This window comes from Mesorhizobium sp. B2-4-15 (assembly GCF_006658505.1).
Classification (GTDB): Bacteria; Pseudomonadota; Alphaproteobacteria; order Rhizobiales; family Rhizobiaceae; genus Mesorhizobium.
Map to the genome: position 1 here is coordinate 103644 of NZ_VFUZ01000005.1, position 15578 is coordinate 119221.

The window sequence follows — 15578 nt, forward strand, 5'->3', positions numbered from 1 at the left end:
CCGGCAATAGGCGTGCTCCATATCCACACACCAGCCTCCTCCGGCCGGTTCTCGCGGTGCACTGGACACATATGTACAACAAAGATAGGGTGCATCGCCGCAACAGGGTGGAGTGCGACAGGGTGAAATCGGAGGTTGCTCTGGAAAAGAACCAGCCAGCGCCAGGCGAATGCTGGTGACGCTCGAAATCGACGCTGAGGATGCGTATGCCAGCGGCTACGAACCGGTCTGGAACAAGGGCAAGCTTGCCGGCTTCGTCACCTCCGGCGGCTACGGCCATACGGTCGGCAAGAGCCTTGCCATGGCGCTTGTCGGTCGCGATCGCGCCGATGCCGATACTCAGTTGACAACCCATATAGTCGGCGTCGAAAGAGGTGCGCGTCATCGCTTCGTCGCCTTACGATCCTCTCGGCAAGGCGATGCGGGCGCGACCGATCGAACCAGTGACGTCCATACAGAAGACCATGCAATGATCCACGCCCCCTTCCCCAAATCAGGCCTGGCCGGCACGCCATGACCCGACGCTATTCCGCCCTATCGCTGTTCAAGGAGGGCCTCGCCGGCCAGACCGGCTGGAAGCAGGCGTGGCGCTCGCCCGAGCCGAAGCCGTCTTACGACGCGATCGTCATCGGTGGCGGCGGCCATGGGCTGGCGACGGCCTACTACCTGGCCAAGAACCACGGCATCGCCCGGGTGGCTGTCCTTGAAAAAGGCTGGATCGGCGGCGGCAACACCGGCCGCAACACCACAGTGGTGCGCTCCAACTATTATTATCCCGAAAGCGTCGAGCTCTACGGGCTGGCGCACCGGCTTTATGAGGGCCTGTCGAAAGACCTGAACTATAACGTCATGCTATCGCAGCGCGGCATGGTCAATCTGTGCCACTCGACGGCCGAGATGGAGGTGGGCGCGCGCACCGTCAACGCCATGCAGATCAACGGCATCGATGCGGAGCTGTTTTCGCCCGAGGATGTGCGGCGCGTCGCGCCGATCTACAATTTCTCCCCAGACGCACGCTTCCCGGTGTTCGGTGGCATCTGGCAAGGCCGCGCCGGTACGGCGCGCCACGACGCGGTCGCCTGGGGTTATGCGCGGGCGGCGAGCCGGCTCGGCGTCGACATTATCCAGAACTGCGAAATCACCGATTTCGTCATCGAGGGTGGCCGCTGCCGTGGTGTCCAGACGACGCGCGGGGCGATCCGCGCCGACCGCATCGGCATGGCGGTGGCCGGACATTCCTCGGTGCTGGCGGCCAAGGCCGGCTTCCGTCTGCCGATCAATTCCTACGCGCTGCAGGCCTGCGTTTCCGAGCCGGTGAAGCCGATCCTGGATACGGTGGTGCTGTCGCCCGGCACCGGCGTCTATGTCAGCCAGTCGGACAAGGGCGAGATCGTCATTGGCGGCGGGCTCGATCGCATCCCTTCCTATGCGCAGCGCGGCAATTTGCCGACACTGGAGACGGTGATCGCAGGATTGCTGGAGATGTTCCCGATCTTCGGCCAGCTGAAGCTGATGCGGCAATGGGCCGGCATTGTCGACGTGGTGCCGGACTCCTCGCCGATCATCGGTGAATCGCCGCTGCCCAATCTGTTCCTCAATTGCGGCTGGGGCACGGGCGGTTTCAAGGCCATTCCCGCCGGCGGCACGCTGCTGGCGAACCTGCTGGCAACGGGCAGGCACAACGACATCAGCCGTCCGTTCGATCTCGATCGCTTCGCCAGCGGGCGGCTGATCGACGAAGCGGCCGGCTCCGGCATCGCACATTGATGCATGTCGCCCAAAGTGTGTAGCGGTTTTGGGACGACGACATGCATAAAGACGAAGATTGAGGCAATCATGCAGCTCTTCCCTTGCCCGTTCTGCGGTCCGCGCGACGAGACCGAATTCCACTATGGCGGCGATGCCGGCAATGTCCGGCCGGACGGAGCCGACGTGCCGATCGAGCGCTGGGCTGACTACCTCTATCTGCGCGGCAACCCGAAGGGCACGGCACGTGAAATCTGGGTGCACATGAGTTGCGGCGAGTTCTTCGTCATGGAACGTGACACGGTCAAGCACGAGGTGCTGTCCTCGACCGCTCTTGGCGGGGAGCACGCGGCGTGACCGCGTCGCGTCTCACCACCGGCGGCAGCGCCATCGACCGGTCGCGCCCGATCCGCTTCAGCTTCGACGGCACAAACGTTGAGGGCTTTGCCGGCGACACCATCGCCTCGGCGCTAATGGCCAACGACATCGCGGTTGTCGGCCGCTCCTTCAAATACCACCGGCCGCGCGGCATCTGGGGCGCCGGCGTCGAGGAACCGAACGCGCTGGTCGATGTCGGCGGCCCACGTGCGACGCCGAACACGCGTGCCACGACCGAGCCGGCGCGCGACGGGCTGGTGGCCAAAAGCGTCAACGCGACGCCCAGTGCGCTCGCCGACCGCAACGCCTTCCTCGACCGCTTCTCGCGCTTCATCCCGGCGGCATTCTACTACAAGACCTTCATGTGGCCGGACTGGCACATGTTCGAGCCGCGCATCCGCGCCATGGCTGGGCTGGGCGAAGTGGACAAGGGCTGGACCTCGCCGGGCTCGGCCGACCAGATCAACCACCATTGCGACGTTCTGGTGGTGGGCGCGGGACCGGCTGGATTGGCGGCGGCGAAACTGGCGGCCGGCGCCAGCCTCTCGATCACGCTGGTCGACGACCAGCAGAAGCCGGGCGGATCGCTCGGCCACCGCGCCGGCGAGATCGACGGCAAACCGGCCGCCATCTGGATCGACGAGACGATTGCCGAGCTTGCCGCCGGGGGCCACCTGATCCTGCCTTCGACCACCGCTTTTGGAATCTACGACCACAATCTGGTCGGGCTGAACCAGCGTCATTTCGACGGCCGGCGCGACACGCTGTGGCGGGTCCGGCCGCGCCAGATCGTGCTGGCAACCGGGGCCATCGAGCGGCCTTTGCCGTTTGCCAACAACGACCTGCCGTGCATCCTGTCGGCGGATGCGGCGCTCGCCTATCTCAGGCGCCATGCGGTGCTGGTCGGCCGGCGCATCGTCGTCGCCACCAACAATGACAGCGCGTATGAAGTGGCGGAGGCCGTCGCCGAGGCCGGCGCCGACGTCACGCTGGTCGACATCAGGCGTGACGGCATGCCAGCCACCAAGGCGCGGCTGGTCAAGGGGCGGGCGCTTGCCGCCGCCAATGGCAAGCTGCGCGTCGAGGGTGTCACGCTGGACGACGGCGCCAGGCTTGATGCCGACTGCGTGCTGGTGTCGGGCGGCTGGACGCCGACCATTCATCTGTTCGGCCAGGCCAAGGGCAAGCTTGCCTGGAGCGAGGCGCGTGCCGCCTTCCTGCCGGGCGACCCCGTTGACGGTATTGCCGTTGCCGGCGCCGCGGCTGGCGCGGTTTCGCTGTCGGAGGTGTTCGCAGGCTCGCAGAACGCTGTTGCATCGCTCGGCCAGGCGAAAGTCGTGACGCCGCGCAGCACCGGAGTGGAGGCGACAGGCGGCATCGTCGCCGCCTGGCCGGCGCCCGGCTCGAAGGGGCGCATCTGGATCGACTACCAGAACGATGTGACGGTGAAGGACGTCGAACTGGCGGCGCGCGAAAACTTCGTCTCGGTCGAACATCTGAAGCGCTACACCACGCTCGGCATGGCGACCGACCAGGGCAAGACCTCCAACCTCCCCGGCCTGGCGCTGATGGCAGGCATCACCGGCCGCACGGTGCCGGAGGTCGGCACCACCACCTACCGTCCGCCCTTCACGCCGGTGCCGCTGGCGAGCTTTGCCGGCGCGCGCGCCGGCGAGTTGATGGCGCCGGTGCGCCGGCTGCCGCTGGAAAACATCCATCGTGCCGATGGCGCCGTGTTCCAGGAATATGGCGGTTGGCTGCGGCCTGCCCATTATGGCGGTCGCGATGCCGATGCGGACCGCACGATCCAGGATGAGGCGCGGCGTGCGCGCCAGTCGGTCGCGCTGTTCGACGGCTCGACGCTCGGCAAGATCGAGGTGATCGGACCGCGGGCGGCCGAATTCGTGGATTTCCTCTACTATAACACAATGTCGACGCTGAAGCCGGGCCATTGCCGCTACGGCTTCATGCTATCGGAAAACGGCGTGGTGTTCGACGACGGCGTGCTGGTGCGACTGGACGAGCATCGCTTCGTCGTGTCGTGCTCGTCCTCGCATGTCACCGCGGTGCATGCGCGGCTGGAGGAATGGCGCCAGGACCGCTTTGGCCGCGGCGCCGTCTATATCCACAACGCCACGGCGGAAATGGCAACGCTGACCGTCTCCGGCCCGAACGCCCGCAAGCTGCTTGAAACCCTGGATTTCGGCCTTTCGCTCGACGATGCGGGCCTGCCGCATATGGCGACAGGCCATGGCAACTATGGCGGCGACGAGGTCCGCATCGCCCGTGTCAGCTTCACCGGCGACAGGAGCTACGAGATTTCGATCCGCGCGGACCGCGCCGAACCGCTTTGGGCGCATCTGCGTCAGGCCGGCCAGGCGTTCGATGCCGTTGTCATCGGACTCGAAGCGCTGATGATCCTGCGCGCCGAAAAAGGATTCATCGTCATCGGCAAGGACACTGACGGGACCACGTTGCCGCATGATCTCGGCGTCGAGGGCCCACGCGCCAAACGCCGGACCGAATTTGTCGGCCGCCGCTCGCTGTTCACCGAGGAGGCGTCGCGCGACAACCGGCTGCAGCTTGTCGGCCTGACGGTGCCGCAGGGCGATGCGCCGCTGCCAACCGGCGCGCATGGCATCAAACGGAGCGGCGGAAGGCTGCGCAGCCAGGGGTTTGTCACATCGAGCTACCAGAGTCCGGCGCTTGGCCGGCCCATCGCGCTTGGCCTGATCGAACGCGGCGCGGCACGCCACGGCGAGGCGATCGAAATCCAGCATCTCGGGAAGGTCAGCACGGCGACCATTGCCGCCCCTTGCGCCTTCGACCCGGCAGGAGACCGGCTGCATGCGTGATCTTGCGGAAAAATGGTCCGCCGCGCCGGACTGGCGGTCGGCGGCGATCACGACGCCGGGCGTGACGATGCGCGCGGTCTCGGGCCTCAACCAGATGCTGGTCAGCGGCGACCTCGACGCCTGGACGCGTGTATCCGAGGCGGAAGCTGTAGGTGCCTTCGGCACCACTCGGGGCGACCGCTATGCCGCGCGGCTGGCGCGCGACCGGCTGCTCGTCGTGTCAAGCAACCCGCTCCCCATCCCGGCGGGTTGGCACGGCGAGGGTTTCGCGGTGACGACGATCAGCGCCGGCTTGCAGGTGTTCGAGGTCGAGGGCCCGGCTCTCGATGCCTTCATCGCACGCGGGACGACGCTCGATCCTCGGCAGCCAAGCGCCAGTGCAACGCTTTCCTTCGCCGGCATCAGCGTCATCGTTTATCGCCATGACAACAGGCTGCGCATCCATGTCGAGCGCGGTCTTGCAGCCTATCTCTGGACATGGATGGAGCAGGCCGCGGGCCACATCGCGGCCGGAAATCAGCCAGCGACGATCGCGCTCAGAGCGTGAAGGACCAGAACAAGCAGGCGAGCGTCGCGACGGCGAAGACGACGAAGAACAGGCTGCGCAACAGCACGTTGCGGCGCAGCTCGTTCATGACGAAGTGGCAGCCGACGACGGCCACGGCAAACAGGAACCGCCAGTTCAGCAATGCCAGCAGGACGCTGCCCTGGCCGAAGGCCCATCGGGCGAGAAGGCCGCCGACGATGGCGGCGAGCAGCACGATCACGGTCCAGAAGATGGCGTCGGCGGCGTGGGTGAGAACGATGCTCGCCGCCCTGATCGGCAGGATCATCATCAGCAGCGCGCTGAAGAAATAGACCGCGGCAAGCGGGATGAATGTTCCCGCGTCGGCGACACCGTCGAGCCGCTTCACGCCGGTCACGCCATAGGGATAGCCGTGCCGGGCCACGGCCAGGCTCAGCGCCATGAGCAAGGCGGTCAGCACGGTGACGAGTGCGAAGGTCGTGAGGGCTTTGCTCATGAGGTTCCTGTCACGGACGAATCAAACAGGAACTGATGTAGCCGACGGTCGTAAATTGCGCGTAAGCGAAGTCGCGGTGACGCCGATTCCTACCCCGGCGCAAAGGGCGCCGCGGACAGGCTGCTCCGCAGCGATCCTGCCCGTGGAGCGGTTGGAGCGCGCATTGAATGCATCCCTATCTCCATTCTAATATAATCCGACCATTTCCGGTGAACGACGCTACGGATTTGCCATGGACCTGGACCCTTCGACCCTCAATCGGGCTCTGCCGCTCCGCGATCAGATCTATCAGAAGATCCGCAACCTGATCGTCGTCGGACAGATGAAACCCGGGGAGGTGATCAACGAGGTGGCGATCGCCGAGGCCCTCGGTGTCTCGCGCACGCCGGTGCGGGAGGCCGTCAAGCGCATCAGCGACGAGGGCCTCGTCAAGATCCTGGCACAGACGGGCACCTATGTCGCACCGATCAGCCGCGCCGACCTGGAAGAGGCCTATGTCATCCGCCGGGCGCTGGAGATGGAAAGCGCCAGGCGCGCGGCGGTGAAGCTCACCCCGGCAGCCGCCGAACTGCTGGAGGACAACATGGCGGCGCACAAGCTCGCAATATCGCGCGGCCGGTACGCCACCGCGATCCAGCTAGACGACGTCTTTCACCGCACCATCGCGGAGATCTGCGGCCTGCCGATGATCTGGCGAGCCGTCGACATCTCCAAGGCGCAGATGGACCGCGGCCGCTATCTCGCCATTCCGAAACCAGGCTTTGGCGAACAGACGATCGAGCAGCACGAAGCTATCCTCGGCGCACTGAAGCGACATGACGCCGAGGGCGCCGCGCAGGCAATGGAACGCCATCTGGAGACATCGTTCCGCAACACGCTCGAAGTCGCGGCCGACCTTCTCGGCTGAAACCCCGCACCCCGACACGACCAGCACATGCGCAGAATGGGACTTTGTATCGGCCTGAAGGCCGAGGCGATCGCGCAAATACAAGCGCGTCCATGCCGAAGTCTGGCTGGAAGTGCTCGCCATCATCAGCCGCGCCAACATCCGCTACTTGTCAATCTTCCTGTGCGAGCCGGAAAGCCTTCTCTTCGCCTACTGGAATATCACGGCGATGATTTCGCCCAGGATGCCGCGCGGATGGGTCAATCGGCGGCCATGCGCTCAAGCCGCCGCAGGGCGTGCGTTTCCGGCGGCTTGGCGAAGGAAACGAAGCTTGTGATCCAATCGCCTTCCCGCGGAGAGACACCGTTGCGCCGGCGCACCACCACAAGTGTTTGCCAGCGGGGCCTCCAAGGCCTATGCTGTCGCATCGGCCGCCAGTCACTCGGATGCCGCCGACAGTGAGAGGGTACTTGCTCTTGCCCGGAACGGGGAAGGAGCATGTCCCAATCCCAGATACGCAATCATGTTTTGAGAACATTGGCGCCTGAGGATTTCGCAACGATCCTGCCGTCGATACGTCAGGTCGAACTGGGCCTCAAAAGCCCGCTGGAAACCGCTTATCAGCCGATCCAGCACGTGTATTTCCCCGAGACAGGTATCGCGTCGGTCGTCGCCACCATGTTCGGAGGGCGTCAAGGCGAGGTTGGCATTGTCGGCCACGATGGCATGACCGGGGTTACGGTCGTTCTCGGCCAGGACCGGTCTCCCAATGACACCTATATCCAGGTCGCCGGCAATGGCTGGTGCCTGCCGGTTGAAAGTCTTCGCGCGCTTCTTGCGAGCAGCCAGAGCTTTCGCGAGTCCCTGCTTCGCTACGCCAACGCATTCCTTGTCCAGGCATCCCGAACAGCGGTGGTCAACGGTCACTCGAAGATAGAGGAGCGATTGGCCCGCTGGTTGCTCATGGTTCATGACCGCTGTGAAGGAAACAAGATCTACCTGACGCACGAGTTTCTGGCGACCATGCTCGGCGCGCGGAGGCCGGGCGTTACCACGGCCCTGCAAATGCTTGAATATCGGGGACTGGTTCACGCCAAGCGCGGCGAGATCACGATTGTCGACCGCATAGGAATGATAAAACTCACACACGGTGCTTATGGCGAGGAGGAACAGCGCCACTTCGCCCAGTCACCCGCCTGATTTGTCCGCAATCGGACAGACGCTTGCAGATCGCTGAATGTTGTCCGTAAATCGCGTTGGATCGGCTTCAGGGAGGAGCTCTTGATGACCAACACGTTCCACACCATCACGGTTGAAAAGGCGGCCGAAGCCTACGTGCTTTCCAGAGGCAGGGCGCGGTTCCTGTCCATTGCCCAGGCGATCCGGGCCATCCGAACACTGATGCCGGCGTGCAAGGCCACCGACAGAGAGTTGGAAGACATGCTGGCGGCGGCATGCATCGTTCACGACGTGCCCGTCGCCTTCGACGCGACACCAGCCGATGGCGCAACAACACGGCTCCATTCATAGGCCGCAGATGCCCGCACTTGCGCAGACGACGGCTCCCGCGGACATTCGCCAAGAGATTGTCCGCTACCTGATCGACAATGTCGACAACCCCAGCGTCTCGGTATCGGAGGTTATCCATGCCGTGAGGAAGAGGTTTCCGCTGTGCGAGCTCACGGATTGGGAACTTGGCGACCACATAGCGCGAAGCGCGATCGACGCGGGGTTTGCTGTCGAGTTCGGCGCGGACGCTGCCTGATGGCGCAAGCTTAGCCGCCGCAATTTGCTGAATGGGAGCCCATCGGGAGCGCGCAACCGAAACCAACAGACGCCGCCGCGAAGCTGGAGACCTCACGCCGAGGCATGAAATTCTCCACATCGTGCGCCACCACCGTGGACCACATTTCCGTGTAAGAGCTTGAGATCAGAGGGTTTCCTTGAAAACCCTGGAAGGGACTGGTGGAGCCAATCGGAATCGAACCGACGACCTCTTGAATGCCATTCAAGCGCTCTCCCAACTGAGCTATGGCCCCACATCCGGCAGTCAACCGGCACCGTTTCCGGTGAAGAGATCCGGCGCGGGTTGGAACACCGCGCCGTTAGTGCAGGCGGCTTCTAACCCCGCCTTTCGCCAATATCAAGCCTTCATAGACGGCTTTTTGTTCACAGGCTGAGAAAGCGTGCAAACACCTGCATCGCTGGCCGATCAGACCTCGTCGTCGTCATCGCCAACGCCGATCATGTCGGCAACGTCGTCGTCCTCTTCCTCTTCGTCGGCAAGGAATGTGTCATCCTCGTCGTCGCCCAGGTCGACATCCTCGTCATCGCCGAGATCGGGAAGATCGTCGCCCTTGGCGTCATCGTCGGCCTCTTCGAGCGAGACGACTTCGACGCCTTCTTCGTCCTCGGCGTCCACTTCCTTCTCGGCCACTTCCTCTTCCTCCTCGAGGGCGGCGACCTTGCCTTCCTCGAAATAGGAACGCGGATAGGTCTTGCCCGTATAGGGCGAGACGATCGGGTCCTTGTTCAGGTCGTAGAATTTTCGGCCCGTTTCAGGGTCGATACGTTTTGTGCCAAGTTCGGTTTTTGCCACGGCAAGCCTCGTGAATAAAAGAGTGGTCCCCTTAACCACAGTTTGCGGCGCTGTCAAAGCCAAAAGCCGGCGTCACAAAACCATGCATTGAAAGGCCTCGCGCCAAGTGACGCCCATGGGGATGACCATTCCACCCCGCCGTGATACGAGATCGCCGCAACAAATGAAAAGCGCCGGCATGCCGGCATTCCGTCCAGGGAAATTCCATGTCTCACGCCGTCGCTGCCAAGCCGGCCACCGCCCGCAAATCATCCGCTCTTTCCGGCACCGCGCGTGTGCCGGGCGACAAGTCGATCTCGCACCGTTCCTTCATGTTCGGGGGCCTCGCCTCCGGCGAAACCCGCATCACAGGCCTGCTGGAAGGCGAGGACGTGATGCGCACCGGCGCGGCCATGAAGGCGATGGGCGCGCACATAGAAAAGCGCGGCACCGAATGGGTGATCCGCGGCACGGGCAACGGCGCGCTGCTGCAGCCGGAAGGGCCGCTCGATTTCGGCAATGCCGGCACCGGCTCGCGGCTGACCATGGGCCTCGTCGGCACCTACGACATGGAAACGACCTTCATCGGCGACGCCTCGCTGTCGAGCCGGCCGATGGGCCGCGTGCTGGAGCCGTTGCGCCAGATGGGCGTGCAGGTGCTGAAGGCGACACCGGGCGACCGCATGCCGATCACGCTGCACGGGCCGAAGCATGCAGCCCCGATCACCTACCGCGTGCCGATGGCCTCGGCGCAGGTGAAGTCGGCGGTGCTGCTCGCCGGCCTCAACACGCCGGGCATCACCACCGTCATCGAACCGGTGATGACGCGCGACCATACTGAAAAGATGCTGAAGGGATTTGGCGCCAACCTGTCGGTCGAGACCGACGAACGCGGTGTGCGCCACCTCTTCATCGAAGGCCAGGGCAAGCTGACCGGCCAGACGATCGCCGTGCCAGGCGACCCGTCCTCGGCTGGCTTTCCGCTGGTGGCGGCGCTCATCGTACCGGGTTCCGACATCGTGATCGAAAACGTGCTGATGAACCCGACCCGCACCGGACTGCTTCTGACGCTGCAGGAAATGGGTGGCCAGATCGATATCCTCAACCCGCGCAATGCGGGCGGCGAGGATGTCGCCGACCTGCGCGTGCGTTACTCGGAGCTGAAGGGCGTCACCGTGCCGCCCGAGCGGGCACCGTCGATGATCGACGAGTATCCGGTGCTTGCGGTTGCCGCGAGCTTCGCCGAGGGCGAGACGCTGATGCAGGGACTGGAAGAATTGCGGGTGAAGGAGTCCGACCGGCTCTCGGCCGTCGCCAACGGCCTGAAGCTCAACGGCGTCGAATGCACCGAGGGCGAGGCTTCGCTTGCCGTGCGCGGCAGACCGGGCGGCAAGGGGCTGGGCGGCCATCCGAACGGTAGGGATACGACCGTGCAGACCCATCTCGACCACCGCATCGCCATGAGTTTTCTGGTGATGGGATTGGCGACGGACAAGCCTGTCACCATCGACGATGCCAATATGATTGCAACGAGCTTTCCGGAGTTCATGGGGCTGATGAAGGGGCTGGGCGCGGAGATTTCCTAACCCTCAGATTGCATCAAATTTCGAGATCGACTCAATCGTTCTTTAAGGGCTGACCCTTCAGTCTCAAACGAGTATTGGGGAGCGCCATGAATATTCTGGTCTCGATTTTACTTGCGATAGTAGCGGGCGTAGTTTTAACCATCGCGAAGGCGATATCAGTTGCCAAGATGATCAAAGAACGCACCTATTCATGGGTGCGCCTTGGTGTGATCACGGCGCTTTGGATCGCGCTCACGCTACCAAGCATGGCTTCTTCGTGCGGAGCCATCGGCTGCGCATATGGCCTGCATTTCGGATGGATGCTTCAACCCTTCGAAGCCAACACACCATCGAATGCCATATTTCTGGCGATGGGTGGCTATGCGATCCTTAGCGTGTATTTTTTCGGGCACATATTGGGTTTGGTATTCTCTCTTTTTAGAGCAAACTCAAGCCCCGCTCGAGACTTGGATGAGCCCTGATGCGAAGCGGAAATAAAACAGATGATGGGTTCGTGATCGTTTCCTTTCGTAGAGGAGCCGAAGCCTACAAGATTACTCCCGAGCAGTATGATTTCGTAAAAAGACGATTTTATCGAGAGTATTGGACTGCGATCCTGACTACAATCCCACTTGGAGGCCTCTTCCTTCTTTGGTGGGGCGGATGCCTCGCTACACATTGGCTCTTGCTCGTGGCAATAATTTACGTGATGGGCAACACGGCATTGAGTATCGCCCGCTTCAGAGCGATTGCTCAGGTGAAACGGTTCTCCTCCATCTCTTCGGTGCCGGTCGAATTTCCCGGCATGTCTGATGTCAAGGCAATTCTCCTCAAAGCGTGGCGATCCGTAAGCGACATCCACCTCGTCAACGGAGCGCGGCTGACAGGGCTGTTTTTCTTTTCGGGCGTCATCGTCCTGGTCGCGGGATTGCTCGGCTTAGACAACGATGGTCCGAGACCCGAAAGCGATTCGCTCGCCCTGCTATTTTCACCATTGTCACCGGCGTTCTTTTCCTCACATTTTTGAAAGAACGCCGGCGCCGAAAAGAGAGCGCCCAATCTGCGCAGTCGTAGTTTGCGGATCGACAAAAGTTCGCGCATACCGCTAACGACAATTGCGCCTCGCATCGGGTTTGCCAAAAGGTCTGTATGAAGCCGTTCACCATCGCCATCGACGGACCAGCCGGCGCCGGCAAGGGCACCCTCGCCCGGCGGCTGGCCGACCACTACCGGCTGAACCTGCTCGACACCGGCCTAACCTATCGCGCGGTCGCCCATGCCTTGCTTCAGGTGGGCCTGCCGCTCGACAATGTCTCGGCGGCAGAGACCGCGGCGCGCCAGGTCGATCTGGCAAAGCTCGACCGTGCGGTGCTGTCGGCGCATGCGGTCGGCGAGGCGGCCTCGAAGGTCGCGGTTTTCCCGACCGTGCGGCGCATCCTGGTTGAAAAGCAGCGCGAATTCGCCAAGACCCCGCCGGGCGCGGTGCTTGACGGCCGCGACATCGGCACCGTGGTGTGCCCCGACGCCGACATCAAACTCTATGTGACGGCGAGTGCCGAGGTGCGGGCACAGCGCCGGCTGGCCGAGATCGAAAGCATCGGCGGCACGGCCAATTTCGCCGAGATCCTCGCCGACATCCAACGCCGTGACGAGCGCGACATGGGCCGCGCCGACTCGCCATTGAAGCCGGCAGCCGACGCGCACTTGCTTGATACCAGCGAAATGGCTATAGAAGCCGCGTTTCTCGCGGCCATGGCTGTTATAGACGACGTGCTGGCCAAGAGAGACAAGGCCTGATCCGGGTTTTCTCCCGCGTTTCCGTTGCCGGAAGCGAAGAAAATACCCATATCGGGCACGAACCAGCCTGCCAGCATTCTTCATGCGCCGGAATTGCCGCTTGAAAGCGGCCCAGGGCTTTTGAGCCCGGAACGCCGGCAGGCCAACGCAATGCTAACCCACGGCGCCCGTCCCGCTCGAGATGCGGGGCACCCAGGAGAAACAATGTCAGCTGCAAATCCCACTCGCGACGATTTCGCGAGCCTGCTCGAAGAATCATTCACCACCGGCCACTCCGGCGAAGGTCAGGTCGTCAAGGGCACGATCACCGCGATCGAAAAGGACATGGCCATCATCGACGTCGGCCTCAAGGTCGAAGGCCGCGTGCCGCTGAAGGAATTCGGCGTCAAGGGCAAGGACACCACCCTCAAGGTCGGAGACACCGTCGAAGTCTATGTCGAGCGCATCGAGAACGCGCTTGGCGAAGCGATGCTCTCGCGTGAGAAGGCCCGCCGCGAAGAGAGCTGGGTCCGTCTCGAAGAGAAGTTCACCAAGGGCGAGCGCGTCGAAGGCGTCATCTTCAACCAGGTCAAGGGCGGCTTCACCGTCGACCTCGACGGTGCCGTGGCCTTCCTGCCGCGCAGCCAGGTCGATATCCGCCCGATCCGCGACGTCTCCCCGCTGATGCACAACCCGCAGCCCTTCGAGATCCTCAAGATGGATCGCCGCCGCGGCAACATCGTGGTGTCGCGCCGCACCGTGCTCGAGGAAAGCCGCGCCGAACAGCGTTCGGAAATCGTGCAGAACCTCGAAGAAGGCCAGGTTGTCGAAGGCGTCGTCAAGAACATCACCGATTACGGTGCGTTCGTCGACCTCGGCGGCATCGACGGCCTGCTGCATGTCACCGACATGGCATGGCGCCGCGTCAACCATCCGACCGAAATCCTCAACATCGGTCAGACGGTCAAGGTGCAGATCATCCGCATCAACCAGGAAACCCACCGCATCTCGCTCGGCATGAAGCAGCTCGAGAGCGATCCGTGGTCCGAGATCGGCACCAAGTTCCCGATCGGCAAGAAGATCAAGGGCACCGTCACCAACATCACCGACTACGGCGCGTTCGTCGAGCTGGAGCCGGGCATCGAGGGCCTTATCCACGTTTCGGAAATGTCGTGGACCAAGAAGAACGTGCATCCCGGCAAGATCCTGTCGACGACCCAGGAAGTCGACGTGGTGGTGCTCGAGGTCGATCCGGCCAAACGCCGCATCTCGCTCGGCCTCAAGCAGACGCTCGAGAATCCGTGGGAAGCCTTCGCGCGCAACCATCCGGTCGGCAGCCAGGTCGAGGGCGAGGTCAAGAACAAGACCGAGTTCGGCCTGTTCATCGGCCTGGAAGGCGACGTGGACGGCATGGTGCACCTCTCCGACCTCGACTGGACCCGTCCGGGCGAGCAGGTTATCGAAGAGTACAATCGCGGCGACATGGTCAAGGCGCAGGTGCTCGACGTCGACATCGACAAGGAGCGCATCTCGCTCGGCATCAAGCAGCTGGCCCGCGACACGGTCGGGGAAGCGGCGACTTCGGGCGAACTGCGCAAGAACGCCGTCGTCACCTGCGAAGTCATCGGCGTCAAGGATGGCGGCCTGGAAGTGCGGCTGGTCGACAGCGGCATCGAGACCTTCATCAAGCGCTCGGACCTCAGCCGCGACCGCGACGAGCAGCGCCCCGAGCGCTTCACCGTCGGCCAGAAGGTCGATGCCCGTGTCATCGCCTTCGACAAGAAGACCCGCAAGCTGCAGGTCTCGATCAAGGCGCTGGAAATCGCCGAGGAAAAGGAAGCGGTCGCCCAGTATGGCTCGACCGACTCCGGCGCTTCGCTGGGCGATATCCTGGGTGCCGCGCTGAAGAAGCAGGGCAACTAAGTCCTTCGCAAGCGAAGTCCTTCGCTTAGTCCAGAATGACAAGAACCCCGCCGGAGCGCTCCGGCGGGGTTTTTCTTTGGCAAAAACCGGTTCGGCGAGGGGGAGCTACGCCCGGCCGTAGAGCGGCACCAACGTTCCGCTCATCGCCTGGTTGGCCGGAGAGGCGAGGTAGGCGATGGCTTCGGCGGCCGCTTCGAGGCTGACCCATTTGGTGAAATCGGCATCCGGCATGTCGGCACGGTTTGCCGGTGTGTCGAGCGTCGAGGGCGCCACGGCGTTGACCAAGATGCCCTTGTGCTTGAGTTCCTCCGCCATCGCCACCGTCATCGCCGCGACCGCCGCCTTGCTGGCCGCGTAGGCGACCATGCCCGCGCCCCGGCGAGGCTCCAATGCCGCCCGCGCGGCGACATTGACGATGCGTCCGGCAGTGCCTGATGCCAGCATCGAACGCACCGCGGCGCGGCTGCACAGGAAGGTGGTGCGGGCATTGGTGTCCATCATCTCGGCAAAGGATGCCGATTCGATCTTTTCCACTGGCGCCATGGCAAAGCCGCCCGCCAGGTGGATCGAAGCCCAGAGGCCCGGAACCTGGCTGTAGAACGCCTCGACCTTGGCGGAGTCCGAAAGATCGACATTGTGCGCCAGCTTGACGTTGTCGTGCGTGGTGAAGGGGAAGTGCGAAGGCGCCGCTGCATGCGCGTTCGGCACGTGGCAGATCACGCCCTGTTCCAGCAGCCTGCCAACCACCGCGCCACCGAGCGCGCCGGTTCCACCGGTTACAACGATATGCCTGCCTTCAAGTGTTTCCGTCATCCTAGAACCGCTCCTGTCTTTTTATGATTATATCGC

Annotated in this window: 17 protein-coding genes, 1 tRNA gene and 1 pseudogene; 15 read left to right on the top strand and 4 right to left on the bottom strand. The window is 63.3% G+C overall.

Annotated features, from left to right (window positions below):
- The first annotated feature begins 175 nt into the window (after nt 1-175).
- The 5 genes from FJ930_RS08260 (at nt 176) to FJ930_RS08280 (ending at nt 5526) form a co-directional block, all read left to right on the top strand.
- Nucleotides 176-517 carry a glycine cleavage T C-terminal barrel domain-containing protein gene (locus FJ930_RS08260; protein WP_246676838.1) on the top strand — a complete coding sequence of 114 codons (342 nt, stop codon included), beginning with the start codon at nt 176-178 and terminating at the stop codon, nt 515-517.
- Entirely contained in the window at nt 514-1767 is a 1254-nt protein-coding gene (locus FJ930_RS08265) for a sarcosine oxidase subunit beta (RefSeq protein WP_141836697.1), read from the top strand. The genes FJ930_RS08260 and FJ930_RS08265 overlap by 4 nt, the downstream gene beginning before the upstream one ends.
- 69 nt (nt 1768-1836) lie before the next feature.
- On the top strand, nt 1837-2103 hold the full coding sequence (locus tag FJ930_RS08270; RefSeq protein WP_141836699.1) for a sarcosine oxidase subunit delta: 267 nt from the start codon (nt 1837-1839) through the stop codon (nt 2101-2103).
- The gene (locus FJ930_RS08275) at nt 2100-4979 is read left to right on the top strand and encodes a sarcosine oxidase subunit alpha family protein (RefSeq protein ID WP_141836701.1); all 2880 of its coding nucleotides are present in this window, start codon (nt 2100-2102) and stop codon (nt 4977-4979) included. Before FJ930_RS08270 ends, FJ930_RS08275 begins: the two co-directional genes overlap by 4 nt.
- Nucleotides 4972-5526, top strand: coding sequence for a hypothetical protein (locus FJ930_RS08280; protein WP_141836703.1), 555 nt, complete (start codon nt 4972-4974; stop codon nt 5524-5526). Before FJ930_RS08275 ends, FJ930_RS08280 begins: the two co-directional genes overlap by 8 nt.
- Here FJ930_RS08280 and FJ930_RS08285 read toward each other — a convergent pair.
- Nucleotides 5516-6001, bottom strand: coding sequence for a hypothetical protein (locus tag FJ930_RS08285; RefSeq protein ID WP_141836705.1), 486 nt, complete (start codon nt 5999-6001; stop codon nt 5516-5518). The two genes, FJ930_RS08280 and FJ930_RS08285, sit on opposite strands and share 11 nt — an antisense overlap.
- Before the next feature lie 232 nt (nt 6002-6233).
- Between FJ930_RS08285 and FJ930_RS08290 the strand changes: the two genes are divergently transcribed.
- From FJ930_RS08290 to FJ930_RS08310, 5 genes and pseudogenes are all read left to right on the top strand, one after another.
- Nucleotides 6234-6908, top strand: coding sequence for a GntR family transcriptional regulator (locus tag FJ930_RS08290; protein WP_140745142.1), 675 nt, complete (start codon nt 6234-6236; stop codon nt 6906-6908).
- 27 nt (nt 6909-6935) lie between these two features.
- Nucleotides 6936-7104 (top strand): annotated as a pseudogene (locus tag FJ930_RS30325) (L-rhamnose mutarotase); the annotation flags it as partial.
- Between the two features lie 281 nt (nt 7105-7385).
- The gene (locus FJ930_RS08300; RefSeq protein WP_140745140.1) at nt 7386-8087 is read left to right on the top strand and encodes a Crp/Fnr family transcriptional regulator; all 702 of its coding nucleotides are present in this window, start codon (nt 7386-7388) and stop codon (nt 8085-8087) included.
- 84 nt (nt 8088-8171) lie between these two features.
- Nucleotides 8172-8417: a hypothetical protein gene (locus tag FJ930_RS08305; RefSeq protein WP_140745138.1), complete on the top strand. Its 246-nt coding sequence runs from the start codon at nt 8172-8174 to the stop codon at nt 8415-8417.
- A gap of 7 nt (nt 8418-8424) precedes the next feature.
- Complete coding sequence (locus FJ930_RS08310) at nt 8425-8652, top strand: hypothetical protein (protein WP_141836708.1); 228 nt, start codon at nt 8425-8427, stop codon at nt 8650-8652.
- Nucleotides 8653-8850: 198 nt separating this feature from the next.
- On the opposite strand, the gene FJ930_RS08315 is transcribed toward FJ930_RS08310, so the two are convergent.
- Nucleotides 8851-8926 (bottom strand) — tRNA-Ala (locus FJ930_RS08315).
- A 173-nt stretch (nt 8927-9099) separates the two neighbouring features.
- The gene (locus FJ930_RS08320) at nt 9100-9486 is read right to left on the bottom strand and encodes a TIGR02300 family protein (protein ID WP_140745134.1); all 387 of its coding nucleotides are present in this window, start codon (nt 9484-9486) and stop codon (nt 9100-9102) included.
- A 206-nt stretch (nt 9487-9692) separates the two neighbouring features.
- Here FJ930_RS08320 and aroA point away from each other — a divergent pair, with 206 nt between their 5' ends.
- The 5 genes from aroA (at nt 9693) to rpsA (ending at nt 14729) form a co-directional block, all read left to right on the top strand.
- Nucleotides 9693-11051, top strand: coding sequence for a 3-phosphoshikimate 1-carboxyvinyltransferase (aroA, locus tag FJ930_RS08325; protein ID WP_141836710.1), 1359 nt, complete (start codon nt 9693-9695; stop codon nt 11049-11051).
- Nucleotides 11052-11137: 86 nt separating this feature from the next.
- Nucleotides 11138-11512, top strand: coding sequence for a hypothetical protein (locus FJ930_RS08330; RefSeq protein WP_140745131.1), 375 nt, complete (start codon nt 11138-11140; stop codon nt 11510-11512).
- Nucleotides 11512-12057 carry a hypothetical protein gene (locus tag FJ930_RS08335; protein ID WP_141836712.1) on the top strand — a complete coding sequence of 182 codons (546 nt, stop codon included), beginning with the start codon at nt 11512-11514 and terminating at the stop codon, nt 12055-12057. The genes FJ930_RS08330 and FJ930_RS08335 overlap by 1 nt, the downstream gene beginning before the upstream one ends.
- 122 nt (nt 12058-12179) lie before the next feature.
- A complete protein-coding gene (gene cmk / locus FJ930_RS08340) occupies nt 12180-12827 on the top strand; it encodes a (d)CMP kinase (protein ID WP_140745128.1) in 648 nt (215 codons plus the stop codon).
- Nucleotides 12828-13031: 204 nt separating this feature from the next.
- Nucleotides 13032-14729: a 30S ribosomal protein S1 gene (gene rpsA, locus FJ930_RS08345; RefSeq protein ID WP_140606777.1), complete on the top strand. Its 1698-nt coding sequence runs from the start codon at nt 13032-13034 to the stop codon at nt 14727-14729.
- 105 nt (nt 14730-14834) lie between these two features.
- On the opposite strand, the gene FJ930_RS08350 is transcribed toward rpsA, so the two are convergent.
- Complete coding sequence (locus FJ930_RS08350) at nt 14835-15542, bottom strand: SDR family NAD(P)-dependent oxidoreductase (protein WP_141836714.1); 708 nt, start codon at nt 15540-15542, stop codon at nt 14835-14837.
- Nucleotides 15543-15578: the final 36 nt, after the last annotated feature.